Origin of the sequence: Oceanitalea stevensii, from assembly GCF_014837105.1 — a bacterium.
Taxonomy (GTDB): Bacteria; Actinomycetota; Actinomycetes; order Actinomycetales; family Actinomycetaceae; genus Oceanitalea; species Oceanitalea stevensii.
Genome location: NZ_JACSPO010000006.1, coordinates 84,811 through 109,129 on the forward strand (window position 1 = coordinate 84,811; position 24,319 = coordinate 109,129).

Here is a 24,319-nt window from a genome sequence, read left to right on the forward strand (position 1 = left end):
CTCAGCGCTCGGCGCGTGGGGAACCGGGGGACCCGTGAACGACTCAGCGCTCGGCGCGAGGGGAACCGGGGCTCAGTCGGTGAGCGCCCGGACGACCGTGTCGGCCAGCAGACGGCCGCGGCGGGTGAGGAGGATCCGGCCCGACCGGGCGGCGGGCATGTCGACGAGGCCCTCGGCGATGAGCCCGGCCACGGCCTCGCGGTGCTTCTCCGGCACGCGGCCGGTCCCCGGCGCGAGCTCCAGGCCCTCGGCCAGCCGGACGCCGAGGAGCACCCGCTCGAGCTCGCGGGCGGTGTCGTCGAGCACCTCGTGCCCGGCGCCCGGGCTCAGTCCCTGGTCCAGGCGGTGGGCGTAGGCGCGCGGGTGCTTGACGTTCCACCAGCGCACCCCGCCGACGTGGCTGTGCGCGCCGGGCCCGACCCCCCACCAGTCGGCACCGCGCCAGTAGTTGAGGTTGTGGCGGCACGCGTGCTCCGGCGCCGTCGCGAAGTTCGACACCTCGTACCAGGAGAGCCCGGCCGCGGTGAGGACGTCGTCGGCGGCCTCGTACTTGAGGGCCGCGTCGTCGTCGTCGGGCATGGGGAGCTCGCCGCGGCGGACCTGCGCGCCCATCTTCGTGCCCGGCTCGATGCCGAGCGCGTAGGCGGACACGTGGTCCGGCTCGAGGGCGACGGCGGTCTCCAGGCTGGTCCGCCAGTCGGCGGCCGACTCCCCCGGGGTGCCGTAGATGAGGTCCACGGAGACGCCGAGGCCCGCGTCGCGCGCCCAGCGGACGACGTCGGGCAGGCGCGCCGGGTCGTGCGTGCGGTCGAGGGTGGCCAGGACGTGCGGGACGGCGGACTGCATCCCGAAGGAGACGCGCGTGAAGCCGGCGGCGGCCAGCTCCTCCAGGGACGCCGGCGTCACCGAGTCCGGGTTCGCCTCCGTCGTCACCTCGGCGCCGTCGGCCAGCCCCCACGTCGCGCGGACGTGGGCGAGCATCGCGGCGAGGTCACCGGCGGGCAGCAACGTGGGCGTGCCGCCGCCGACGAACACGGTCGAGACCTCCCGCCGCGCGACGCCCGCCCGCTCGAGCACGCCCGCGGCGAGGTCGATCTCCCGCCGCGCGGTGTCGGCGTAGGCGGCCTGGCTCGCCCCTCCCCCGAGCTCGGTGGCGGTGTAGGTGTTGAAGTCGCAGTACCCGCACCGGACCCGGCAGAAGGGCACGTGGAGGTAGACGCCGAAGGCGCGCTCGGCCGAACCGGCCGCCGCCGACGCCGGCAGGGCGCCGTCGGCGGGAACCGGGTCGCCCGCGGGAAGGGCAGGGCTCACTTCTTGGCCTTGGCGTCCTTGCCCGTCGGGGTGTCGGAGGACAGGGCGGCGATGAAGGCCTCCGGCGGGACCTCGACCCGGCCGATCGACTTCATCCGCTTCTTGCCCTCCTTCTGCTTCTCCAGGAGCTTGCGCTTACGGGAGATGTCACCGCCGTAGCACTTGGCGAGCATGTCCTTGCGCAGCGCGCGGATCGTCTCGCGGGCGATGATCCGGGCGCCGATGGCGGCCTGGATCGGCACCTCGAACTGCTGCCGGGGGATGATCTCGCGCAGCTTGCCGGCCATCTCGACGCCGTAGGAGTAGGCCTTGTCCCGGTGGACGATCGCGCTGAAGGCGTCGACCTGCTCGTGGTGGAGCAGGATGTCCACCTTGACGAGGTCGGCCGCCTGCTCGCCGTCGGCCTCGTAGTCGAACGAGGCGTACCCACGGGTGCGGGACTTGAGCTGGTCGAAGAAGTCGAAGACGATCTCGGCCAGGGGCAGGTGGTAGCGCATCTCCACCCGCTCCGGGGAGAGGTAGTCCATCCCGTCCTGGACGCCGCGGCGCTGCTGGCACAGCTCCATCACCGTGCCGATGAACTCGGCCGGCGTGATGATGGTCGCGCGGACGACCGGCTCGTAGACCTCGGAGATCTTCCCGTCGGGGTACTCGCTGGGGTTGGTCACCTGGGTGCGCGTGCCGTCCTCGGTGACGACGTTGTAGACGACGTTGGGCGCGGTGGAGATGAGGTCGAGGTCGAACTCGCGCTCGAGGCGCTCGCGCACGATCTCGAGGTGGAGCAGGCCGAGGTAGCCGCAGCGGAAGCCGAAGCCCAGCGCGACGGAGGTCTCCGGCTCGTAGGCCAGGGCCGCGTCGTTGAGCTTGAGCTTGTCCAGCGCGTCGCGCAGCACCGGGTAGTCCGAGCCGTCCACCGGGAAGAGGCCGGAGTAGACCATCGGCTGCGGGTCGCGGTACTCGCCGACGGCCTCGGTGGCCGGCCGGGCGGCGTTGGTCACCGTGTCACCGACGCGCGACTGGCGCACGTCCTTGACGCCGGTGATGAGGTAGCCGACCTCGCCGACGCCCAGACCCTTGGTGGGCTTGGGCTCCGGGGAGCTGACGCCGATCTCGAGGAGGTCGACGCTCGTGCCGGTCGACATCATCGTGAGCTTCTCGCGGGGCTTGATCGCGCCGTCGACGACGCGCACGTAGGTGACGACGCCGCGGTAGGTGTCGTAGACCGAGTCGAAGATCATCGCCCGCGCGGGGGCGTCCGGGTCGCCCACCGGGGCGGGGATGTCGCGGACGAGGCGGTCGAGGAGGGCGGGCACGCCGACGCCGGTCTTGCCCGAGACCTGCAGGCAGTCCTCCGGCTCGCCACCGATGAGGTTCGCCAGCTCCTCGGCGTAGCGCTCCGGCTGCGCGCCGGGCAGGTCGATCTTGTTGAGGACCGGGATGATCGTGAGGTCGTTCTCCATCGCCAGGTAGAGGTTGGCGAGGGTCTGCGCCTCGATGCCCTGCGCGGCGTCGACGAGGAGCAGCGCGCCCTCACAGGCCGCGAGCGAGCGGGAGACCTCGTAGGTGAAGTCGACGTGGCCGGGCGTGTCGATCATGTTGAGCGCGTAGGCGGTCTCGCCCACCTGCCACGGCATGCGCACGGCCTGGGACTTGATCGTGATGCCGCGCTCGCGCTCGATGTCCATCCGGTCGAGGTACTGGGCACGCATCGCCCGGTCCTCGACGACCCCGGTGAGCTGGAGCATGCGGTCGGCCAGGGTGGACTTGCCGTGGTCGATGTGCGCGATGATGCAGAAGTTGCGCAGCAGCTCGGGCGCGGTCGCCGCGGGGGCGATCGCTGCGGTCAGCGCGGGGCTGGGGATCGGGGACACTCACGTTCCTTCAAGCGACGACGACGCGCGGAACACGTTCCGCGAGGACACACTGCCTCCATGGTCCCACGAGGCGGCGACAACCGGCGCCTCCGGCCGGGGCCCGTCCCGCCGAGGAGAGGAAGCACGATGTCGACACTGCCCGACGAGCCCACCGGCTCGGAGCCGCCCGCCCGCTACGAGGACCCCGTCGTGCTCGAGGAGGACGAGACCGTCCCGCCGCGGCCCGAGGAGGAGATCGCCGACGAGCTGCGCGCCAACCCGACGTAGCCGCCGCCCGCTCGCACCGTGGCCACGGAGGAATCCGGCTCTCGGCGGAAGGAGGGGTACCCCCTCCCCCCTTCGTCGACAGCCGGATTCCTCCGGCTCAGGACAGCAGCAGGGCGAAGGCGCTCATGAAGGCGCCGAGGATCGCGAGCGGGATCGCGGCGACCGTGCCGAGGAAGGCGACGAGCGTGATGCGCAGGTCGTCCCGCAGGTACGGCGCCCGCACGGGGCCACCCGCCGCCCGCAGCAGGGCGCGCTGGGTGGCCTCGACGCGCGGGAGCCAGCGGGCCGTGCGGACGCGTCCCTCGTCCATCGCCTCGGTGAGGGTGGTGAGCTCCTCCTCGAGGGCGGCCTGCGTCGGCTCCCCCGTCACGACGACGACGCCACCCGCCGTCGTCACCGGACCGTCGCCGATGTCCGCCGTCGTGCGCTGCAGCCGCTCGCGGCGCACCGCGAGGACGGCGACGGGCACCGCGAGCACGAGCCCGAGGGCGAAGGGGACCCAACCGCCCCACGACTCGGCGTCCAGGCCCAGGAGCAGGCCGAACAGGAGGAACACCCCGACGGGCACCGCGGCGCCGACGAGGAGGAGGTACCCCGGCCGGCGCGCGAGGCGCACGACGTTGACGACGATCTGGTTCATCGCGTCGTTGGTCGCAGTCATGGATCCAGCCTCCCACGCTGCCCGGGAGGCGGTCCCCCGGGCCCCCGGATAACGTCGGGGCGTCCTTTTTGGTTCCCGAGGCAGGAGCTCTCTCCCCATGAAGCCGCTCGACCGGATGCACGACGCGCTGGGACTGCGCACGAGTCCCCGGATCTTCTTCCCGGCGGCGCTCGTCGCGATCATCTTCGTCGTCGGGACGATCCTGTTCACCGACCAGGTGGACGCGGCCTTCGCCGGCGCCTCGGGGTGGATCATGTCGAACCTCGGGTGGTTCTACATCCTCGGCGTCACGGTCTTCCTGCTCTTCCTCGTCTACCTCGCGGCGAGCCGCTTCGGGCGGGTCCGGCTCGGTGACACGAAGCCCGAGCACTCCGGCCTGGCGTGGTTCGCCATGCTCTTCGCCGCGGGCATCGGCTCGATCCTCATGTTCTGGGGCGTGGCCGAGCCCATCAACCACTACGCGAACCCGCCGATGCAGGACGTCGAGGGCCGGACCCAGGCGGCCGCGCGCGAGGCCATCGCCTTCACGCTCTACCACTTCGGCCTGCACACGTGGGCGATCTTCGCGCTGCCGGCGCTCGGCTTCGCGTACTTCATGTACCGGCGCAACCTGCCCCCGCGGGTGAGCTCGATCTTCCAGCCGCTCCTCGGGGAGAAGATCCACGGCCCGGTGGGCGCGGCGATCGACGTCGTCGCGGTCGTCGGCACGATCTTCGGTGTCGGCGTCTCCGTGGGCCTGGGCACGCTGCAGATCAACAGCGGGCTCAACACGCTGTGGGGCCTGGGCGAGAGCCGGCTGATCCAGGTGCTCATCATCGTCGCGGTGTCCGCGATCGCCGTCGTCTCGGTGAGCGTGGGGCTGGAGAAGGGCATCAAGCGCCTGTCGAACTTCAACATCGTCCTCGCCGTGGGCCTGCTGTGCTTCGTCGTCGCCACCGGCCCCACCCTCTTCCTCGTCAAGGGGACGATCGAGTCGGTGGGCATCTACGCCTCCGCGCTGCCGCAGCTGGCCTTCTGGAACGACACCGCCAACAGCTCCGGCTGGCAGGACCAGTGGACGGTCTTCTACTGGGCGTGGACGATCTCGTGGTCGCCCTTCACCGGCATCTTCATCGCCAAGATCTCCAAGGGCCGCACGATCCGCCAGTTCGTCAGCGGCGTGCTGGCCGCGCCGGTGCTCTTCAGCATCGTGTGGTTCGGCGTCTTCGGCTGGGCGTCCTTCGGCATCGAGCAGGAGACGCCGGGTGAGCTCGTCGGCCCGGTGGTGGAGCAGGGTGACGTCGCGACGGCCCTGTTCGTCTTCCTCGAGAACTTCCCGTTGACGACGGTGACGCAGATCCTCGCCGTCGTCCTCGTCGTCGTCTTCTTCACGACGTCGGTCGACTCCGCCGGGCTGGTCATCGACTCGATCAGCAACGGCTACGAGGAGGAGGCACCGGCCCGCCAGCGGATCTTCTGGACGATCGCCATGGGCGCCGTCGCCGCGACCATGCTCGCGGCCACCGGCGAGGGCGGTCTCGCGGCCCTGCAGCAGGTGATCATCGTCGTCGGCCTGCCGTTCTTCATCATCGGCTACGTGATGATCTACACGATCCTCGCGGCGTTGAAGGAGGATGCCGGGGAGTCCCCGCCCGTGCGGGCGCTGCGCTGGCGGCGGGTGCTGCCGCCGGAGGAGGCCGCGCGCCGCACCGAGGACGAGGAGTACGACAACGACACCTTCACCGTGGTCCCGGAGATCGAGCCGGGTCAGGAGCCGATCCCGGTCGACCCGATCCTCGCCGAGGACGACGACGAGTCGGCGACGGCGGAGCCGCCTCGTCCATGACGGGCGCCACACGTGCACCGCTCCGGCCGGGTACCTGGTAAAGTACCTCGCTGAGCCTCCGCCGGTCGTGCGGGGGCCGGCTTGCGGCCGACCACGGGTGTCCCCACTCCCCAGTCCCGGTCGCTGGCACAGCCCTCACCGACCCATTGTCTGATCGCTTCGGCGAAATGTAGGAGAAGTCCACACGTGGCGAACATCAAGTCCCAGAAGAAGCGCATCCTCACCAACGAGAAGGCGCGTCTCCGCAACAAGGCCGTGAAGTCCGAGCTCAAGACGCACGTGCGTCGGGTCCGCGAGGCTGTCGCCGCCGGTGACAAGGAGACCGCGGCCACCGCGCTCCAGTCCGCCGGGCGCAAGCTCGACAAGGCCGCGAGCAAGGGCGTCATCCACGCCAACCAGGCCGCGCAGCGCAAGTCCAAGCTGGCCAAGCAGGTCGCCGGCCTGTAAAGACCCGGCCCTCCCAACGACGGCGCCGTTCCCCCAACCCGGGGAGCGGCGCCGTCGTCGTCCTGCCAGCCCTGCTCGAGGAGAGCCGATGCCCCACCGGACCACCACCGCCCTGCCCGTCTGGCTCGCGGCACTCCTCGCTGCCGCGATCGGCGCCGTCGTGCCCGTGCAGTCGCGCGTCAACGGCGAGCTCGGCGCGCAGCTGGAGGACCCGGTCCTCGCTGCGGCGATGAGCTTCGGCGGTGGGCTGGTCGTCATGGTCGCCCTCGCGCTCGTGCTGCCGCGGGTGCGCCGCGGGGTGCTGCGGCTGCCGGGAGCCGTCCGACGGCGCGAGCTGCCGCCCGCCTACCTCCTCGCGGGCACCATCGGTGCCCTCCTCGTCCTCACCCAGTCCGCCGTCGTCGCCGTCATCGGGGTGGCGGTGTTCACCGTCGCGGTCGTCGCGGGGCAGACGCTGAGCGGGCTGCTCACCGACGCGATCGGCTTCGCGCAGGACGTGCGCCGCCGGCCGACGCCGCAGCGGCTCGTGGGTGCCGGGCTCGTGCTCGTGGCGGTCGCGCTCGCGGCGTCCTCCTCCTTCACCGGCGACAGGCCGTGGCAGGAGCTGCTCCTGCCGGCCCTGCTGCCGCTCGTGGCCGGACTCCTCACCGGCTTCCAGCACGCAGCGAACGCACGCGTGGGGGCCGTGGGAGGCTCGCCGCTCACGGCGACGGTGGCGAACTTCGTCGCCGGCTCGGTCGCGCTCGTCGTCGCGGTCCTCGTGCGCGGCCACGGGCTGCCCGACGAGCTGCCCGGCGAGTGGTGGCTCTACACCGGCGGGCTCTACGGCATCGTCTTCATCGCCGGCTCGGCGGCGATCGTGCCGCGGACCGGCGTGCTGGTCCTCGGGCTGGGCTCGATCGCCGGCCAGCTCATCGGCTCGCTCGCGCTGGACCTCCTTGCGCCGGTGGCCGGCTCCACCGTCAGCCCGACGACCGTGGCCGGGACGCTGCTCGCGCTCGTCGCGATCTCCCTCGCCTCCCTCCCCCGGCGCGGCGTGCGGCGGTAGCGACCGCTGCCCCGCCGCCGCGGACGGTGCGGGCGGTGTGGGCGGTCCGTGGCAGGCTTGGGGTGTGCCCCCGAAGACCCGTCGCAGCGCCCCGTCCGGACTGAGCTGGGACGAGGCCCCGCTCGCCCCGGTCGTGCTCGTGCGCGGCGCCGAGGGCGTGCTCAGCGACCGCGCCGTCGCGCGGATCGTCGAGCAGGCCCGCGAGGCGGACGCCGGCACCGAGGTCACCCGCCTCGACGCCGCCGCCTACGACCTCGGGCGCCTCGAGATGCTCGCCAGCCCGTCCCTGTTCGGTGAGGCGCGCTGCATCGTCATCAACGGCGTCGAGAGCTGCACCGACGCCCTCATCGACGACACGATCACCTACCTGCGCGCCCCCGCCGACGACGTCACCCTCGTCCTGCAGCACAACGGCGGCGTGCGCGGCAAGCGCCTGCTCGACGCCGTGACCAAGGCCGGGCACCCCGTCGTCGCCTGCGAGCCGGTCAAGCGCGACGCCGAGAAGGCCGCCTTCGTCGCCGCGGAGTTCAAGCGTGCCCGGCGCCAGATCGACCAGGACGCGGTCCAGGCCCTCGTCCAGGCGCTGGGCTCGGACCTGCGCGAGCTCGCCGCCGCGTGCACCCAGCTGATCGCCGACACGACCGGCCGCGTCGGCGCGGACGTCGTCGAGCAGTACCACGGGGGTCGCGTGGAGGCGACGGGCTTCAAGGTCGCCGACGCCGCCATCGCCGGCCACGCCGGGCAGGCCGTCACGCTGCTGCGCCACGCCGTCGAGACTGGTGCGAACCCCGTGGTGCTCGTGGCGGCACTGGCGGTCAAGCTCCGCACCATGGCCAAGGTCGAGGCGATGTCCGGCCGCGGCGGTGCGGGCGGCCTGGGCCTGGCGCCCTGGCAGGTGGACCAGGCGCGACGCGAGCTCGCCGGCTGGGGACCGGAGGGACTGGCCCGCGCGATCACCGCCGTCGCCGCCGCGGACGCCGAGGTCAAGGGCCTGAGCCGGGACCCCGTCTTCGCCGTCGAGCGGGCGGTGCTGCGCATCGTCGCCAGCCGGGGCCGGCGGTGAGCGACCCGTCCGGCGACGGCCCGATCCACCGCTACCGGGTGGTGCCCGCCGCCTACGTCCTCCTCCTCCGCGAGGAGGCCGACGGCTCCGACAGCGCGCTCCTCCAGCTGCGCACGGGGACGGGCTTCATGGACGGGCACTGGGCGTGCGGCGCGGCCGGGCACGTCGAGGCCGGGGAGAGCGTGCTCGCTGCCGCGGTGCGCGAGGCGGCCGAGGAGCTCGGCGTGGAGGTCGACACCGCCGGGCTGCTGCCCCTCACCGTCATGCACCGCACCCAGGGCACGGGACTGGCGATCGACGAGCGGGTCGACGTCTTCTTCTCGTGCCGCCGCTGGCGCGGCGACCCGCGTCTGCAGGAGGACAAGGCGGCGGACCTGCGCTGGGTCCGCCTCGACGCGCTCGACTCCCTCGCGGAGCCGGTGGTCCCCCACGAGCGGCAGGTCCTCGACGGCCTCGCTGCCGGCACCCTCGCGCCCGTGACGGCCTTCGGCTTCGCTCAGCACTGAGCGGCAGGCGGTCGCCCAGAACGACGAGGTCCCGCTCCCCGACCAGGGAGCGGGACCTCACGCTGTCGGCGCCCTTGGGGCGGTCGACCGCTTGTCAGGCGCTGGGGGCCCGGCGCACCCCCAGCGTGTCCCGGCCGTCACCGTTCCAGTCACCGGTGTACACCTCGTCCCCCGTGCGCCCGTACGCCCGGACCAGGTCGGCCGGTCCCCCGCTGATGCTGTTACGCACGTGGTAGCGAGCGCCCCGGCGCACCGCGAAGGTGTCCGTGCCGTCGCCGTCCCAGTCCCCTGCGAGGGTCACGTCGCCGGCGCGGCCGTACACGACCAGCGCGTCGGCCGAGCCGGACGCGATGGAGTTCTTGACGAAGTACGTCGCACCCCGGCGCACCGCGAGGGTGTCGGTGCCGTCGCCGTCCCAGTCACCGACCACGACCTGATCGCCGGCGCGGCCGTACACGACGACTTCGTCAGCGGGGCCACCGGCCGCGTCCAGGTCGTTGAGGATGTGGTAGCCGGCGCCGCGACGGACGGCGATGCCATCCACGCCGTCGCCGTCGAAGTCACCGACGACGATCCGGTCCCCCGGGCGGCCGTAGGTGACGACCCGCTCGGCCGCCCCACCGGCCAGCCTGTTGTTGACGAAGAAGTCCCGTCCACGGCGCAGCGTGATGGTGTCGGTGCCGTCACCGTCCCAGTCGCCGACGAGGACCTCGTCACCGAACCGGCCGTACTGGAACACCCGGTTGGCCACGGCGCCCCACCCGTCGTTGAGGAAGAACCCGGTCGTCGTGCTGCTCGGGCCACCGGGCTGGACCGGCGGGTCCTCGGGATCGGTCGGCTCCGTGGGCTCCACAGGCCGGGGCAGCGGCGGGGTCGTGCCCGGCAGCTGCCTGTGCTGGGTGGCCTGCTCGAAGGCGTAGGCGTAGCCGAGCAGCGGCCCCTCCGTGAAGGCCGCGCCGAGGAACGACATGCCGACAGACACGCCGGCCTCGCCAGTGCCTGCCGGGACGATGACCGAGGGGAAGCCCGAGAGGCTCGCCATGTCCGAGCCGCTCCCGGCCGAGTGCACGAGGACGTCGACGTCGTTCTGCTCGAGCAGCGCGGTGATCTCGGCGCGCATCGCGGCGGGCCCCTCGCTCACGGCCTCGAGGTAGTCGGCGTCCTCCATCGAGCCGCGGGTCGCCTCGGTGCGCAGGCGTGCGAGCACGGCGTCCGCCATGCCGAAGCCCTCCTCCTCGCTGGCCGCGAGCACCTCGGCGTGGGACTGGACCGGGGCACCGGGGCGGCGCGCCTGAAGGTACTCACCGAGCTGCGTCTTGAACTCCGTCTGGGAGATGAAGGTGTAGTACTGCCCGGAGAGGGACCGCATCGACTCCGGCGCCTGGATCCCGTCGACGATCTCGGCGCCCAGCCCCTCCATCTCCTTCAGTGCCGCGTCGACCACTGCCGTCTCGCGGTTGGGCACGGACGTGCGGAGCACACCGACCCTGACGCCGTCGAGGGCGTCCTCCCGCAGGAACGCCGTGTAGTCCTCGGGGGTGTTGCCGGCAGCGGCGAGCGTGCGCTCGTCCTCCGGGTCGACACCCGCGACGACGTTGAGCATCTCCGCGCTGTCCCGGATCGTCCGGGTCATCGGACCGGCGACGTCGAAGGTGAGCGCGAACGGGATGATGCCGGTGCCGCTGACCAGTCCGAGGGTGGGCTTGACCGCCGCGAGCGACGCGGCGTTGGCGGGCGAGCGGATCGAGCCGAGGGTGTCCGTACCGATGGACAGCACGGCGAAGTTCGCGGCGACCGCCGCCGCGGGGCCGCCGCTCGACCCACCGATCGACCGGCTGGGGTCGTAGGGGTTGAGGGTCTGGCCGTTGACGGAGCTGTAGCCCGCCTGGCCACCGTGGGCCCACTCGTCCATGTTGCCCTTGCCCAGGATGATGGCTCCCTCCTCCCGCAGCCGCCCGGTGATGTAGGCGTCCTCGGGCGGCACATCGCCGGCAAGAGCCTTCGACCCGCCGGTGGTCGGCATGTCCGCCGTCTCGACGTTGTCCTTGAGCACCACCGGGATGCAGTGCAGGGCGCCGACGTCCCCGTCGCGGTAGGCGGCGTCCAGGGCGCGGGCCTGGTCCAGGGCGTCCGGAGCCACGGTGACCAGCGAGTTGATGGCCGGTCCGGTGTCCTCGTAGGCCGCGATGCGCGCCAGGTACTCGCCGACCAGATCGACGCAGCTGAGGGTGCCGTCGGCGAAGGCGGCGTGGATGTCGGCGATGGTCGTCTCGTCGACGTGGAACGGCGAGGGGGCGGGGGCGGCCACCGCGGCGCCGGTCGTCCCCACCGCCAGGCAGGTCATCACCGATGCTGTGGCGACAAGTCGTCTGATCTTCAAGGTCGTCTCCAAGGTCTGGTGTCACACTCCGACCTGGCGCACGCTAGGGAGCAGCGATGTCCGGGGTGTTTCCGCCACGTTGCGCTCAACGGCGCGCATGCCCCGCTCAGCACCGAGCGGCCAGCCCGCCCGCTCGCGGCACGACGACGACGGCACCGCACTCGTCGGTCCGCAGGACGAGGGCGCCGCCGCGCCCGTACAGCTCGAGGGTCGACGCCGCCGGGTGCCCGAAGTCGTTGTCCGCGCCGACGCCGACGAGCGCGAGCCGCCCGCCGACCGCCTCGGCGAGGGCGGGCAGCTGGGCCGCAGAGCCGTGGTGCGGGACGAGGACGACGTCCACGCCGCCCGGCCCTGCCGACGCGCCGCCTGTCGCGAGCTCGCGGAGCAGGCCGCGCTGGCCGTCCGGCTCGAGGTCGCCGAGGGCGAGCACCGACAGGTCCGGGGTCTCGAGGCGCACGACGAGGGAGAGGTCGTTGGCGGACTCGTCGTCACCGGGGGTGGCGAGCTCGACGGCCCGCGGTGTGGGCCACATCCCCCGCCACCGCACCCCGGCCACCTCACCGGCGCTGTCGGCGCCGACCCGCTCGACGGTGGCCCCCTCCTCGGCGAGCGCCGCGAGCACCTGCCGCTCGGCGGCGGCCGGGCCGTCGTGCGGGGTGAGGAGGACGTGGTGGACCTCGACGGCGTCGAGGACCTCCGGCAGCCCGCCCACGTGGTCGGCATGGAGGTGGGTGAGGACGAGGAGGTCGACCTCGCGCACCCCGGCGGCGACCAGGCAGTCCGCCGCGGCCGGCCCGGCGGGACCGACGTCGACGACGACGGCAGCCCGCGGCCCGCTGCGGAGCGTGAAGCCACTGCCCTGGCCGACGTCGCACTGGACCGCGAGCCAGTCGTCCGGGACGCCCGAGACGAGCCCGCCCAGCGCCCGGCGCGGACCGGGGACGAGGGCGAGCACGAGGACGAGGGCACCGACGCCCGCCCCGAGCAGCTGGGCGCGCCGGCCACGGCGGACGAGGGCGACCGCCAGGACGGTGACCAGCGCCAGCAGCGCCGCGCCGGCGAGGCCCCCGAGCCACGGCAGCCGCGCCCCGGGGAGCTCGGCCCAGCCGAGCGCGACCCACGCGATCCAGCCGGTGAACCAGCCGGCCGCCGCCGCGAGCGGCTCGGCGAGCCGGGGCAGCCACGGGGAGACGACGGTCGCGACGACGCCGAGCACCGTGGCCGGCGGCACCGCGGGCGCGGCGAGGACGTTGGCGGGCACCGCGTAGGTGGCGACGGCCGGCTCGAGGAGGATGACGACCGGCGCGCAGCACACCTGTGCCGCCGCCGGCACGGCGACGACGTGGGCCAGCGTGCGGGGCATGCGGTGGGACAGGGCCTCCGCCCACGGCCCGGACAGGACGACGAGGCCCGTCGTGGCGAGCACCGACAGGACGAAGCCGTAGGACCGGGCCAGCCACGGGTCGAGGACGAGCAGGACGACGACCGCGCTGCACAGCGCCGGCAGGGCACGCGCGGGACGGCCGAGGAGGAGCGCGAGCAGGGCGACGGCGCCCATCGTCGCCGAGCGCAGCACGCTGGCCTCCGGCCGGACGAGGACGACGAAGCACACGAGGACCGCGCCGCCGACTGCCGCACGGACCCAGCGCGGTGCCCAGCTGAGCGCCGCGAGCACCGCGCCGAGGACGATGGCCACGTGCGCGCCGGACACCGCGGTGATGTGGGTGAGGGACACCGCGGTCATGGCGTCGTCGAGCTCGGGTGGCAGGCGGGAGTCGTCACCGACGGCGATGCCGGGGACAAGGCCGCGGGCCTGCGCGGGGGCGTCCTCCACGGCGGTGACGAGGCCGGTGCGCATCCGGCTCGCGAGCCGCTGGTGCGCGGGCGGGGGCGCCACGACCTCCGGGTCGGCGTGGACGACGACGAGCGCGACGACGTCCTCCCCCGGCTCCGTCGCGACGAGCCGGCCGGTGAGGCGTACCCGGGCACCGAGCTCGACGCCTGCCCAGCTCGGTGGCGCGAGGAGGAGCACCGGGGCCCGGGCGCGCGCCGTCAGCCCCCGGCCCACGACGAGGTCCGCCCGGAGAGGGACCGTGACCCGCTCCCCGCCCCCGCGCTCGGGCGGCGTCGCGATGACAGCGGGGTCCCCGGTGACCGGCCCGCTCACCGTGACGACCGCCCCGGCCTCGACCAGCTCGACGAGCAGACCGCTCGCCCGCTGGTGGACGTGGGCGGCGACCGCCCCGAGCACGAACGCGGCGACGGCGAGCGCGAGCGCCGCGGTGGCCTGCGGCGTCGGTCCGGCCCGGTCGCGGTGCCGCCCGCCACCGCGCAGCGACCACGCGGTCCGAGCCGCGAGGAGCAGGAGCAGCACGGCCCCGACGACGGCGGCGTCCGGCGGCAGGAGGACACCGACGAAGGCGGCGGTCCACGCGGCGAGGGCGGCGGGCACGAGGCGGAGGTCGAGGGTCACACGCGCACCCGCTCCCGCAGCTTCTCCAGCGTGGCCGGCCCGATGCCGGAGACCTCGAGCAGCTCCTCGACGGAGTGGAACGGACCGTTCGCCTCGCGCCACTCCAGGATCCGCTGCGCGATGGCCGGTCCCACCCCGGGCAGGGTGTCGAGCGCGGCGAGGTCGGCGGAGTTGAGGTCGACCACCCCGCCCTCGGCGGCTGGCTCACCCGCGACCTGTCCCGCGCCCACGTCCGGTGGCGGTCCCCCGGCGCCCGGTGGCTCCTCCCCCACCTGCGGCACGTACACCTGCTCGCCGTCGACGAGCGGTCTCGCGAGGTTGACCGCTGCCAGCTCGGCGTCCGGCTGCTCACCGCCGGCGGCCGCGACGGCGTCGGCCACGCGCGCCCCCAGTGGCAGCTCGACGACCCCGGGCTCGTGGACCGCCCCCGCGACGTGGACGACGACGACCCCCGCCGGCTCCGCCGTCGGCTCAGGCTCCCCCGGCGGGTCGCCGGTAGCCGCGTCACCCGACGGAGGAGGCGAGGCGGCGGGAGACGCGTCCGGCGCGGCCGGTTCCACGACCGCACTCACCTCGGGCACCGGGACGGCGTCTGACGGCCCGAGGGCGATCGCGCGCGCCACGACCGCGCCCGCGAAGGCCGCCACCACCGCCAGCACGACGACCACCGCCCGGCCAGAGACGCTCCATCGGCGCACCGGCCTACCCTGCGCGTCCACGGACCGCCGGCCGACGCCGGCACGGCCCACCGCTCCGGCGTCGTCCCGGCCCGTGCGGTCTGCCGCCGCGCCGTCTCCCCAGCTCTCGTCCCCTTCGCCACTGACGATGCGGTCGAACTCCCGCCCGGCGTCGTCGTCGAGGTCGAGGTGCCCGGACGTGGCCGTGTAGGCGCGGCGGGTCAGCGCCCGCAGCCGGGCCGCGGAGTCCGTGCGCCTCGTCGGTGCCATGCGCGTGACCGTACGGACCGCCGCCCACGCCACCCCGTGAGGAGGCGCCCGCTCGGGGACGGCGCCGTCCCGCCGTCGTCCTGTGGAGCAGGCTCAGCGCGGAACGGCAGCCGTCACTCGCCCGCCGGGGCGAGGGCCACGCCCACGACCCCCGGACCCGTGTGCGCCCCTACGACGGCGGTGACCTCGCTGCGGACGATGCTCGCCACCCGCGCGCCCGTCTCCGTCAGGCGCTGCTCGAGCGCCGCGGTGAGGGCGTCGGCGGCGTCGGTGTCGGCGAAGTGGTGGACAGCCACCCGGACCGGGCCGCCGTCGCCACGTGGCGTGGCCGCGCCCGGTCCGCCCGCGGCCCGGACGGCGAGCTCGACGATGCGGCGCTGCGTCCGCGCCGCTCCCCGCGCCGTCTCGGCGACCGCCAGCCGCCCGCCCCGCAGCGCGAGGATCGGGCGCACCCCGAGCGCCGAGCCGAGGAAGGCTCGCGCGGGGCCGATGCGGCCCCCGCGGGCGAGGTGGTGAAGGTCGGGGACTGCGAAGAGGACGCTGCTGCGGGCCGCGGTCTCCCGGGCGGCGGCGAGGACACCGTCGGCGCCGGCGCCGCGTGCCGCGCGCTCGGCGGCCGCGAGCGCCGCGAAGCCCGTCCCCGCGCCGACTGTGCGCGTGTCGACGACGTGCACGGGTGTCCCCCGGCGCGCGCTGACCTCCTCGGCCGCAAGGCGCGCGTGCCCGACGGTTCCCGACAGCTCGGCCGACAGGTGCACGCACACGACGGCGGAGGCGCCGTCGTCGACGGCCGCCGCGATCGCGTCGGCGAGCGCCTGCCGCGACGGTCCGGACGTCGTCGCCGTCCCCCCCGCGCGCAGGTGAGCGGCGAGCTCCTCACGGCTGAGGGCGTCGTCGGGGTGGTCGGCGCCGTCGAGCAGGACACGCAGCGGGACCACCCGGATGCCCAGGCGGCCCGCCGTCTCCGGGGACAGCGAGGCGGTGGAGTCGGTGAGGACCACGACGCCGGGCATCGACCCATCATCGCACCCCGGCCGGATCACGAGGCGCCGGCCTGTGGCAGAGTCACGCCATGCGCCTGCTGGTGATCTTCGGCCCTCCCGCCGTGGGCAAGATGACAGTGGGGCGCGAGGTCGCCCGGCGCAGCACCTTCCGCCTGTTCCACAACCACGCGCTCATCGAGCCGCTCCTCGAGGTCTTCGACTACGGCACGCCCCCGTTCACCCGGCTGCTCACCGAGTGGCGCGCACGGGTCGTCCAGGAGGCGGCCGTGGCGGGCACCGACCTGCTGCTCACCTACGTCTGGGGCCTAGACCTGCAGTCCGACCTCGACGAGCTGACCCAGCAGCTCCGTCCCTATGTCGAGGCGGGCGCCGAGGTGTCGTTCGTCGAGCTGGCGGCCGACCTCGACACGCGCCTCGAGCGGAACCGGACCGAGCTGCGGCTCGCCGACAAGCGGTCCAAGCGGGACGTCGAGTGGTCCGACGCCAACGTCCGCGAGATGGAGCGGTTCGTCATGAACACCGGCCCCCAGCCCGACGGCGGCCCGCCCCTGCCGGGTGCCCGTCTCCTCGCTCAGCACCGGCACCTGCGCCTCGACAACCGCGACCTCGCTCCTCACGAGGCGGCCGACCGCATCCTCACCTGGCTCGACGGTCCCCACGAGGCGCGGCCCACCGCCCAACCGTCCTAGGTGTGGCCTCCTGGCCCTGGAGACCACGAGGCCACGCCTAGGCGGTCGGGCCACCGTGCCGGCTCATGCCGGGACCGGCTGCGCCTCCGTGGTCGACCCGGCGACCGACACCAGGCCACGGGCCTGGAGCGCCGGGATGATCCCGCGCAGCAGCCGCTGGACGTCGGCGGGGATGGAGCCGGGCAGGACGACGAACCCGTCCGCGGCGCCGGCCTCGACCCACCGCTCGATGGTCGCGACGACGTCGCCCACCGTGCCGACGGCCTCGAGCGCACCCGCCCACCCGGCGTCGCCCCCGGCGATGTCGGTGAGGAGGTCGGCGCGGGCGCGGGCGGACTCGTAGTCGGACGCGATGACGGTGCGCAGGTCGACGAGGACGCGGACGGGGCCGCGGCCGGCGGCGCGTGCGGCGGAACGGACGGCGAAGCGCAGCTCGCGCGCCCAGCTGAGGTCGGCCTCGCGGAGGCGGACGACGTCGGCGAGCTCACCGGCTGCGGCGAGGTCGGCCTCCTCCTCGAGCGGGACGACGACGGTGGGGCGCTGGCTGGAGCGCGCCTCCGTGCTGCGCACGAGCTCCTCGAGCAGGTCGCCGAGCTGGGGCAGCGCGGCCACCGGCGCCCGCTCGCCGCGGGCCACCTGGAGGCCGGCCCACGAGCCGCTCTTGCGGTTGAACTGCGCGAGCTCGGCGGCCACGGCCGAGTCGGCGCGACCGAGCTGGACGGTGGGCACGAGGCCCGTGCCGCCGGCGCTGGGGCTGATGCGGCGGGCGGCGATCACCGGGTCGAGCCAGGCGTTGGCGCGCGGCGCGGCGTCGGCGCGGAGGCGGAAGTCCTCGCCGAGCGTGACGAAGGAGACCCCGCCCTTGTGGGCGGCGCGGGCGTAGGAGGCGAGGCGGACGAGGTTCGCCTGCTCGGCGGGCAGACCGGCAGCCGCCTCACGGTCGTGGGCGGGGGCGCCCAGGCCGGAGAGGTCGAGGGCGATCGTCGCGGTGGTCGAGGTCGTCGCGGTGGTACGGGTGGGCAGGAACGCAGCAGTCATGGCAGCACCTATCGAGGTCGCAGCGCCTGGGGCGCAGGGAAGGACGTGAGACCTGATACGCCGGATCCGGCGCCTGGCGTGTCACTCGCCGGCGGCTCGGGGGCTTGGATCAGGGGTGACGCGTCAGCGCGGCTCGCGCCGAGGGCGTCGCTTCCGTATGTCTCAGACCGACATACACGGACGACCGCACATGCACATGCTGCTGCCGCAACGGCTGGTGATCTGCCGGGGGCTGAGGTGCGTGGTCATCCTGGTACGTCCTTCGCGTGCTGGCACCCTCGCGGTGCGCTCCGTTGTCCCGACGGTCGCGGGACCAGGTCATCACCCGGGGCACCCACCGCACGTGGCGGGTTGCCGACCAGCAAGCCGGGGCTTAGCGCACTCGAGGTACGCACTGGTGCTCTGAACCTGTCGCAGACGCTAGCGGCGCCACACTTCATGTGTCAACTGTCACCCGGTCGAATGTCAGTGGTCGGTCATACGGTGGAGTCATCAGGTTCACGGCACCGAGGTGGTGAGCGAGATGGCGGCGACGCAGGGCCAGTGGCTGAGCGCGGCCGACCTCGCCGGTCCCCCGCCCTGGCTCGTGCTCGACGACGGCCCCGCCGTGCTCCCTCCCCTTCCGCCAGACCCTCTGCCGCCGTGGGCCGGTCCGGACGAGCGCTGGGCCGAGGAGATCCCGGTCGATGACGACGGCCCGTCCGAGCTCCCTCCCCTCCCTCCCGACCCGCTCGCCCCGGCGGGCCGGCGCGTGAACGCGGTCGGGATCGACGACGACGACGGCGCAGAGCTGGGCGGCCTGCTCACCTCCCTGGCCCCGGGACCGGCCCTCGCGGAAACGCTGGAGGCACTCGACCCACGCACCGTCGACCTGTACGCGCTGGTGGAGATGGTCGCCGGCTACCAGCGGGTCGCCTCGTGGGCGACAGCACGGGTCACCGAGCTCAGTGGCCGCCTCGCCGGGCGTCCCGGCATCAACCCGCACCACCCGCTCCCCGGCGGGAAGATCGCGGCCGACTCGGCAGCCGCCGAGCTCGCCCCACGGCTGGGGATCACGCGGTTCACGGCGCGGCGGATGGTCGACCGCGCACGGCTCTTCCGGGACAAGCTCGACCAGACGGCGGACGCCCTCGAGCAGGGGCTCATCGACCCGGCCAAGGCTGCCGTGCTCTCGCGCCACCTGGCGGAGCAGCCGGCGGACGTCGCCTGGGAGGTCCAGCGCGTCGTCCTGCCCGACGCCCCGCACCAGACACCCAGCCAGCTCGCGCGCGCCGTGGAGAAGGCGGTCATCGCGATCGACCCCAGCCGGGCGACGCAGCGGCACCGCCGGGCGCGCGAGCAGCGGCGCGTGGACCACCCGCGTCCGCTGCCCGACGGCATGGCCTCGATCCACGCACTGCTTCCCGCCACGGACGCCGCAGGCCTCGACCTCGCCCTCGAGGCCGCTGCCCGCAGCGCCAAGGCTTCCGGCGACAGCCGCACGATCGACCAGCTGCGTGCCGACGTCCTCGCCCTCATGGGCCACACCGCCCTCGAGCAGGGCTACGTCGGGCTGCCGAAGCAGAGCGACACGGACGCGGCACCCGCGGCGGAAGTGGACGCGGCACTCGCCGCGGGGGCGGGCGACGGGAACCCCCAGGGAGACGACGCCGACGACGGCGTGCCCGTGGCCCCGTCGGCCGCGACCGGCACGCCCGACCTCCAGCCCGTCAGTGACTACCTGAGGATGCTCCACATGCCGGTGGGCACCATCGGCGGGAGGCGTGCCGTCATCCGGGTGGACGTGCCACTCTCGGTCCTCGTCCTCCCACCGGAGACACAAGGTGCCTTCCCCGCGTACGGCGAGTGCTGGGACCACCTCACCGGAGACACCGACGACGCCCCAGGGGCGAGCCCTGTCCACGACCCTCCAGGGGACAGCCCTGCCGACGACGCGCCTCTCCCGATGGCAGAGGTGGCCGAGCTCGAGGGCTACGGCCCCATCACCCCGGACGTCGCCCGCGCGCTGGCGATGAGCGCAGGCACCTGGCAGCGGCTCGTCACCGACCCGCTCAGCGGGGAGGTCCTCGACGTCGGCCGTACCCGTTACCGCCCGCCCGCCGCCCTGGCCGAGTTCGTCCGGGCCCGTGACCGCAGCTGTGTCGTCCCGGGCTGCTCCACCCCGGCCCACAGCTGCGACCTCGACCACGTCGTGCCCTTCCCGGAAGGCCCCACGAGTGCCGTCAACCTCGGCGCGGGATGCCGGCCCGACCACGTGATCAAGACCCTCGGCCAGTTCCGCCTCGAGCACCTCGGAGGCGGCACCTTCCGCTGGACCACGCCGAGCGGGCACGTCTACCAGCGCGACCACCACGGCCGGGTGACCTGGGTGCGGACCGGCACCGCCGGCGCAGACGCTGCCGAGCCGCCCTTCTGAGACGGGTGGCTCGGGCGCGTCCAAGGACTGGGAGGTCACACCCGCTGAGCGCCCACGGCGGCCGCGGCTGGCCGACAATGGGGAGAGCCCCAGACTCGACCGCGAAGGACCGTTCATGACCGCCGAGCAGCCCTCCTCCCCCACCGCCCTGCCCGTGTCGGTGGACAGCGAGGAGTTCAAGGCCGTCTTCCGCCGCCACCCGGCAGGCGTCGCCGTCATCACCTGCGCCACCCCGGACGGGCCCGCCGGCTTCACCGCCACCTCGGTTATCTCCGTCGCCGCGAACCCCGCGATGCTGGCCTTCTCCGTGGCCGCGGGCTCCACCTCGCGCCGGGTCCTCGACAGCGCCCCGAGCGTCGTCGTCAACTTCCTCAGCGAGAACCAGCAGGACCTCGCCCGCCGCTTCGCCGCCCGCGGCGCCGACCGCTTCGCCGGGCTCGAGCACTGCTCGCTGCCCACCGGCGAGCCCGTCCTGCCCGGCACCACCGCCTGGGTCCGGGGCGTCGTCGAGCAGCGCGTCCCCGTCGGGGACAGCCTGCTCATCACCCTGCGTGCGGTCCTCGCCCACCGCGAGGACGGTGCCCAGCCGCTCGTCTACCTCGACCGGTCCTTCCCGCGCCTCGAGGCCTGAGCAGACGCCGAGAGCCGGACCCCTCGCGAGGAGGGGTCCGGCTCTCGGCGCGTGAACGGCCGGCTAGGCCGGAACGATGTTGACGAGCTTGGGCGCCCGCACGATGACCTTGCGGATCCCCCGCTCACCCAGCGCGCGCTTGACGCCCGGCGTCTCCAGGGCCAGCCGCTCGAGCTCCGCGGCGTCGATCGACACCGGCACCTCGAGCTTGTCGCGCAGCTTGCCGGCCACCTGGACCACGCAGGTCACGGTGTCCTGGACCAGCAGCGCGGGGTCGGCGACCGGGAAGGGCTCGTGGGCCAGCGACCCCTCGTGCCCGATCCGCCGCCACAGCTCCTCGGCGATGTGAGGGGCGACGGGCGCGAGCATGAGCAGCAGCGGCTCGACGGCCTCGCGAGGGCTCGCCGCCAGCCCGGTGAGGTGGTTGTTGAGCACGATGAGACGCGCGATGGCCGTGTTGACGCGCATCGCCGCCATCTCGGTCTCGACGTCGGTGATCGTCCGCGCGACCAGGCGGCGGGTCTCCTCGTCGGCCGGCTCGTCGGTGACGAGCAGCTCCCCGGTCTCCTCGTCGACGACGTTGCGCCACAGCCGCTGGAGGAAGCGCTGGGAGCCGACGACGGCGCGCGTGTCCCACGGTCGCGACAGGTCCAGCGGCCCCATCGACATCTCGTACACCCGGAAGGTGTCGGCGCCGTAGGCCTCGTACATGTCGTCGGGCGTGACGATGTTCTTGAGGGACTTGCCCATCTTCCCGTACTCGCGGGTGACCTCCTGGCCCTGCCAGCGGTAGCTCACCTCCCCGGAGCCGTCCTCGGCCGCGACCTCCTCGACCTCGTCCGCGGGCACGTACTGGCCGCGGGCGTCGGCGAAGGCGTAGGCCTGGATGTAGCCCTGGTTGAAGAGCTTGTGGAAGGGCTCGACGCTCGAGACGTGCCCGAGGTCGAAGAGCACCTTCTGCCAGAAGCGCGCGTAGAGCAGGTGCAGCACGGCGTGCTCGACGCCGCCGACGTACAGGTCGGCGCCACCGCAGGACTTCTCGCCGGTCGGGCCCATCCAGTACTGCTCGTTGGCCGGGTCGACGAGGCGCTCGGTGTTGCTCGGGTCCAGGTAGCGCAGCTCGTACCAGCACGAACCGGCCCAGTTGGGCATCGTGTTCGTGTCGCGGCGGTAGGTCTTGACGCCGTCACCCAGGTCGAGCTCGACGTTGACCCAGTCCTCGGCCCGCCCGAGCGGGGGCTCCGGGGAGGAGGTGGCGTCGTCGGCGTCGAAGGTGCGCGGGGAGTAGTCCGGGACCTCGGGCAGGTCGACCGGGAGCATCTCCTCGGGCAGTGCGTGGACGCGGCCCTCCTCGTCGTAGACGACGGGGAAGGGCTCGCCCCAGTAGCGCTGGCGGGAGAAGAGCCAGTCGCGCAGCCGGTAGGTCGTGCGGGCCTCGCCCAGGCCGCGGGCCTGCAGCCACTCGGTGATCGTGGCCTTGGCCTCGGCCACCCCCAGGCCGTTGAGGGAGATCTCGTCGTTGGCGGAGTTGATGATCTCGCCGTCGCCGGTCCAGGCACCCTCGACGTGCTCGGCGGGCGGCTGCACGGTGTGGACGACGTCCAGCCCGTAGGCCTGGGCGAACTCGTAGTCGCGTGCGTCGCCACCGGGCACGGCCATGATCGCGCCGGTGCCGTAGCCCATGAGCACGTAGTCGGCGACGAACACGGGCAGCTGGGCGCCGTTGACGGGGTTGGTCGCGAAGGCGCCGGTGAACACACCCGTCTTGGCGCGTCCCTCCTCCTGCCGCTCCTCGTCCGTCTTGGCGGCGGCCTGCGCCCGGTAGGCGGCGACGGCCTCGGCCGGGCTCGCGTGCCCACCGGTCCACGACTCCTGCGTGCCTGCCGGCCAGGCGGAGGGCACGGCGTCGTCGAGGAGCGGGTGCTCGGGGGCCAGGACCATGAAGGTCGCGCCGAAGAGCGTGTCGGGCCGGGTCGTGAAGACGTCCAGCGCCAGCTCGGCGGAGCCGCCGGGCGCCTCCCCCGCGCTCACGCGGGAGGGCAGCGCGAAGGTGACGATCGCGCCCTCGGAGCGGCCGATCCAGTTGCGCTGCATCGTCTTGACCTTGTCCGGCCAGTCGATGTGGTCGAGGTCGTCGACGAGACGGTCGGCGTAGGCGGTGATCCGCATCATCCACTGGCGCAGGTTGCGCTTGAAGACGGGGTAGTTCCCGCGCTCGGAGCGCCCGTCGGCGGTGACCTCCTCGTTCGCCAGCACGGTGCCCAGCCCGGGGCACCAGTTGACCGGCGCGTCGGACACGTAGGCGAGGCGGTGGGCGTCCAGGGCGGCGGCGCGCGCGTCGGCGTCCATGTCGGCCCAGGCCCGGCCCGACGGCGTGGGCCGGGTCCCGTCGGCGAAGGCGGCCTCCAGCTCGCTGATCGGGCGGGCCGCGCCACGGCCGCCACCGGGACGCTCGGCGTCCTCGTCGTACCAGGCGTGGTACATCTGGAGGAAGATCCACTGCGTCCAGCGGACGTACTCGGTGTCCGTCGTCGCGAAGGAGCGACGGTCGTCGTGGCCCAGGCCCAGGCGCCGCAGCTGGCGGCGCATGTTGGCGATGTTCTCCTCGGTGGTGATCCGGGGGTGCTGCCCGGTCTGCACGGCGTACTGCTCCGCGGGCAGGCCGAAGGCGTCGTAGGCCAGCGCGTGGAGGACGTTCTTGCCCTTCATTCGCTGGTAGCGGCCCACGACGTCGGTCGCGATGTAGCCCAGCGGGTGCCCGACGTGCAGGCCCTTGCCCGAGGGGTAGGGGAACATGTCGAGCACGTAGAACGTCGAGTCCGTCGTGTCCCCGGCGAGGTCGCCGACCGGGTTGGGCGCGTGGAAGGTGCCGAGCTCCTCCCAGCGGTCCTGCCAGGCCTGCTCGATCTCGCTCGCCAGCCGGGCGGTGTAGCGGAAGCGGGGCTCCGCGGGGACGGGGGTCTCGGTGCTCATGTGATCCTCACGGTGGGGGTGGTCGCTCCTGGCATGAGAAAACCTCCCCGCAGGGAGGTGGGCCGCGCTGATGCGGCGCCGTCGGCGCCCGCTGTGGTCAGCGCGGCTGCGTAAGGAGGACCCGTCGCGACATGTGGGCCACCTTACCGCAGCGGCTGCGGGAGGCGGCCGACCAGGCCCCGCCATATGCTCGACAGCGTTCGTCATCGTCATCGCGGGCACAGGACGTGCGCCGCGGAAGGGAGAGAGCAGATGGCTGCCAAGCCCACGGAGAAGGTCCTCACCAGCCTTCAGGAGACCCTCGTCGACCTCATCGACCTGTCCCTGCAGGCCAAGCAGGCCCACTGGAACATCTACGGGTCCCACTTCCGCTCCGTCCACCTCCAGCTCGACGAGGTCACCGCCGAGGTCCGCCTCGCCTCCGACGACGTCGCGGAGCGGCTCGTGGCGATCGGCGGTGAGCCGGACGGCCGCGCCTCCACCGTGGCGAGCTCCACCCAGGTCGAGTCGCTCTCGGGCGGCCGCCTCCCCGACGACAAGGTCATCCGCCAGTTCGAGGAGCGCCTCCAGTCGGTCGCCGACCGCATCAAGTCCAAGCTCGACGACGTCGAGGAGAGCGACCCGCTGAGCCACGACCTCCTCGTGACGGTCGCCAGCGGCCTCGAGAAGCAGGCCTGGATGTTCCGCGCCGCCAGCGGCGACGCCAGCTGACCACCCCCGCCCCCTTACGCCGACAGCCGGATTCCTCCGCGGAGGAATCCGGCTG

General features: G+C 73.7%; 19 protein-coding genes and 1 riboswitch. Of the genes, 10 read left to right on the forward strand and 9 right to left on the reverse strand.

Annotated elements, in window-relative coordinates:
* Positions 1-72 precede the first annotated feature (72 nt).
* Both hemW and lepA read right to left on the reverse strand, forming a co-directional pair.
* Complete coding sequence (gene hemW, locus H9624_RS11455) at positions 73-1,311, reverse strand: radical SAM family heme chaperone HemW (protein ID WP_251840024.1); 1,239 nt, start codon at positions 1,309-1,311, stop codon at positions 73-75.
* Positions 1,308-3,182, reverse strand: coding sequence for a translation elongation factor 4 (lepA, locus tag H9624_RS11460; RefSeq protein WP_307784957.1), 1,875 nt, complete (start codon positions 3,180-3,182; stop codon positions 1,308-1,310). The genes hemW and lepA overlap by 4 nt, the downstream gene beginning before the upstream one ends.
* 129 nt (positions 3,183-3,311) lie before the next feature.
* Between lepA and H9624_RS11465 the strand changes: the two genes are divergently transcribed.
* Positions 3,312-3,452 carry a hypothetical protein gene (locus tag H9624_RS11465; protein WP_251302837.1) on the forward strand — a complete coding sequence of 47 codons (141 nt, stop codon included), beginning with the start codon at positions 3,312-3,314 and terminating at the stop codon, positions 3,450-3,452.
* A 97-nt stretch (positions 3,453-3,549) separates the two neighbouring features.
* On the opposite strand, the gene H9624_RS11470 is transcribed toward H9624_RS11465, so the two are convergent.
* The gene (locus H9624_RS11470) at positions 3,550-4,113 is read right to left on the reverse strand and encodes a hypothetical protein (RefSeq protein ID WP_251840025.1); all 564 of its coding nucleotides are present in this window, start codon (positions 4,111-4,113) and stop codon (positions 3,550-3,552) included.
* A 97-nt stretch (positions 4,114-4,210) separates the two neighbouring features.
* Here H9624_RS11470 and H9624_RS11475 point away from each other — a divergent pair, with 97 nt between their 5' ends.
* The 5 genes from H9624_RS11475 (at position 4,211) to H9624_RS11495 (ending at position 9,002) form a co-directional block, all read left to right on the forward strand.
* Positions 4,211-5,938: a BCCT family transporter gene (locus tag H9624_RS11475; RefSeq protein WP_251840026.1), complete on the forward strand. Its 1,728-nt coding sequence runs from the start codon at positions 4,211-4,213 to the stop codon at positions 5,936-5,938.
* 186 nt (positions 5,939-6,124) lie between these two features.
* Positions 6,125-6,385: a 30S ribosomal protein S20 gene (gene rpsT, locus H9624_RS11480; protein WP_110850608.1), complete on the forward strand. Its 261-nt coding sequence runs from the start codon at positions 6,125-6,127 to the stop codon at positions 6,383-6,385.
* An 88-nt stretch (positions 6,386-6,473) separates the two neighbouring features.
* The gene (locus H9624_RS11485; RefSeq protein WP_251840027.1) at positions 6,474-7,433 is read left to right on the forward strand and encodes a DMT family transporter; all 960 of its coding nucleotides are present in this window, start codon (positions 6,474-6,476) and stop codon (positions 7,431-7,433) included.
* 64 nt (positions 7,434-7,497) lie between these two features.
* Positions 7,498-8,496 carry a DNA polymerase III subunit delta gene (gene holA / locus H9624_RS11490; protein WP_251840028.1) on the forward strand — a complete coding sequence of 333 codons (999 nt, stop codon included), beginning with the start codon at positions 7,498-7,500 and terminating at the stop codon, positions 8,494-8,496.
* Complete coding sequence (locus H9624_RS11495; protein WP_251840029.1) at positions 8,493-9,002, forward strand: NUDIX domain-containing protein; 510 nt, start codon at positions 8,493-8,495, stop codon at positions 9,000-9,002. Before holA ends, H9624_RS11495 begins: the two co-directional genes overlap by 4 nt.
* Before the next feature lie 94 nt (positions 9,003-9,096).
* Here H9624_RS11495 and H9624_RS11500 read toward each other — a convergent pair whose 3' ends face one another.
* The 4 genes from H9624_RS11500 to H9624_RS11515 all read right to left on the reverse strand — a co-directional run bounded on the left by H9624_RS11500 (position 9,097) and on the right by H9624_RS11515 (position 15,815).
* On the reverse strand, positions 9,097-11,382 hold the full coding sequence (locus tag H9624_RS11500) for an amidase family protein (RefSeq protein ID WP_251840030.1): 2,286 nt from the start codon (positions 11,380-11,382) through the stop codon (positions 9,097-9,099).
* Between the two features lie 106 nt (positions 11,383-11,488).
* A complete protein-coding gene (locus H9624_RS11505; protein WP_251840031.1) occupies positions 11,489-13,855 on the reverse strand; it encodes a ComEC/Rec2 family competence protein in 2,367 nt (788 codons plus the stop codon).
* Positions 13,852-14,802 carry a ComEA family DNA-binding protein gene (locus tag H9624_RS11510; RefSeq protein ID WP_251840032.1) on the reverse strand — a complete coding sequence of 317 codons (951 nt, stop codon included), beginning with the start codon at positions 14,800-14,802 and terminating at the stop codon, positions 13,852-13,854. The genes H9624_RS11505 and H9624_RS11510 overlap by 4 nt, the downstream gene beginning before the upstream one ends.
* A gap of 113 nt (positions 14,803-14,915) precedes the next feature.
* Positions 14,916-15,815, reverse strand: a complete 900-nt coding sequence (locus H9624_RS11515) for a DegV family protein (RefSeq protein ID WP_251840033.1) — start codon at positions 15,813-15,815, stop codon at positions 14,916-14,918.
* Between the two features lie 59 nt (positions 15,816-15,874).
* On the opposite strand from H9624_RS11515, the gene H9624_RS11520 reads away from it, so the two are divergent.
* A complete protein-coding gene (locus H9624_RS11520; RefSeq protein WP_251840034.1) occupies positions 15,875-16,495 on the forward strand; it encodes a DEAD/DEAH box helicase family protein in 621 nt (206 codons plus the stop codon).
* Positions 16,496-16,558: 63 nt separating this feature from the next.
* Here H9624_RS11520 and H9624_RS11525 read toward each other — a convergent pair whose 3' ends face one another.
* On the reverse strand, positions 16,559-17,533 hold the full coding sequence (locus H9624_RS11525; protein ID WP_251840035.1) for an LLM class oxidoreductase: 975 nt from the start codon (positions 17,531-17,533) through the stop codon (positions 16,559-16,561).
* A 284-nt stretch (positions 17,534-17,817) separates the two neighbouring features.
* Positions 17,818-17,942: riboswitch (SAM riboswitch) on the reverse strand.
* 114 nt (positions 17,943-18,056) lie between these two features.
* Here H9624_RS11525 and H9624_RS11530 point away from each other — a divergent pair.
* On the forward strand, positions 18,057-19,949 hold the full coding sequence (locus H9624_RS11530) for an HNH endonuclease signature motif containing protein (protein WP_251840036.1): 1,893 nt from the start codon (positions 18,057-18,059) through the stop codon (positions 19,947-19,949).
* A gap of 115 nt (positions 19,950-20,064) precedes the next feature.
* On the forward strand, positions 20,065-20,580 hold the full coding sequence (locus tag H9624_RS11535) for a flavin reductase family protein (protein WP_251840037.1): 516 nt from the start codon (positions 20,065-20,067) through the stop codon (positions 20,578-20,580).
* A 63-nt stretch (positions 20,581-20,643) separates the two neighbouring features.
* Here H9624_RS11535 and leuS read toward each other — a convergent pair whose 3' ends face one another.
* Positions 20,644-23,553 carry a leucine--tRNA ligase gene (leuS, locus tag H9624_RS11540; RefSeq protein ID WP_251840038.1) on the reverse strand — a complete coding sequence of 970 codons (2,910 nt, stop codon included), beginning with the start codon at positions 23,551-23,553 and terminating at the stop codon, positions 20,644-20,646.
* A 252-nt stretch (positions 23,554-23,805) separates the two neighbouring features.
* Between leuS and H9624_RS11545 the strand changes: the two genes are divergently transcribed.
* A complete protein-coding gene (locus H9624_RS11545; protein ID WP_251840039.1) occupies positions 23,806-24,264 on the forward strand; it encodes a Dps family protein in 459 nt (152 codons plus the stop codon).
* Positions 24,265-24,319: the final 55 nt, after the last annotated feature.

Excerpts from the sequence above, each read along its gene's own strand:
- leuS (WP_251840038.1), bottom strand. The coding sequence starts at position 23,553 with ATGAGCACCGAGACCCCCGTCCCCGCGGAGCCCCGCTTCCGCTACACC.
- H9624_RS11545 (WP_251840039.1), top strand. The coding sequence starts at position 23,806 with ATGGCTGCCAAGCCCACGGAGAAGGTCCTCACCAGCCTTCAGGAGACC.
- H9624_RS11510 (WP_251840032.1), bottom strand. The coding sequence starts at position 14,802 with ATGGCACCGACGAGGCGCACGGACTCCGCGGCCCGGCTGCGGGCGCTG.
- H9624_RS11535 (WP_251840037.1), top strand. The coding sequence starts at position 20,065 with ATGACCGCCGAGCAGCCCTCCTCCCCCACCGCCCTGCCCGTGTCGGTG.
- H9624_RS11530 (WP_251840036.1), top strand. The coding sequence starts at position 18,057 with ATGGCGGCGACGCAGGGCCAGTGGCTGAGCGCGGCCGACCTCGCCGGT.
- H9624_RS11485 (WP_251840027.1), top strand. The coding sequence starts at position 6,474 with ATGCCCCACCGGACCACCACCGCCCTGCCCGTCTGGCTCGCGGCACTC.
- H9624_RS11470 (WP_251840025.1), bottom strand. The coding sequence starts at position 4,113 with ATGACTGCGACCAACGACGCGATGAACCAGATCGTCGTCAACGTCGTG.
- H9624_RS11520 (WP_251840034.1), top strand. The coding sequence starts at position 15,875 with ATGCGCCTGCTGGTGATCTTCGGCCCTCCCGCCGTGGGCAAGATGACA.
- H9624_RS11515 (WP_251840033.1), bottom strand. The coding sequence starts at position 15,815 with ATGCCCGGCGTCGTGGTCCTCACCGACTCCACCGCCTCGCTGTCCCCG.
- H9624_RS11475 (WP_251840026.1), top strand. The coding sequence starts at position 4,211 with ATGAAGCCGCTCGACCGGATGCACGACGCGCTGGGACTGCGCACGAGT.
- H9624_RS11465 (WP_251302837.1), top strand. The coding sequence starts at position 3,312 with ATGTCGACACTGCCCGACGAGCCCACCGGCTCGGAGCCGCCCGCCCGC.
- H9624_RS11525 (WP_251840035.1), bottom strand. The coding sequence starts at position 17,533 with ATGACTGCTGCGTTCCTGCCCACCCGTACCACCGCGACGACCTCGACC.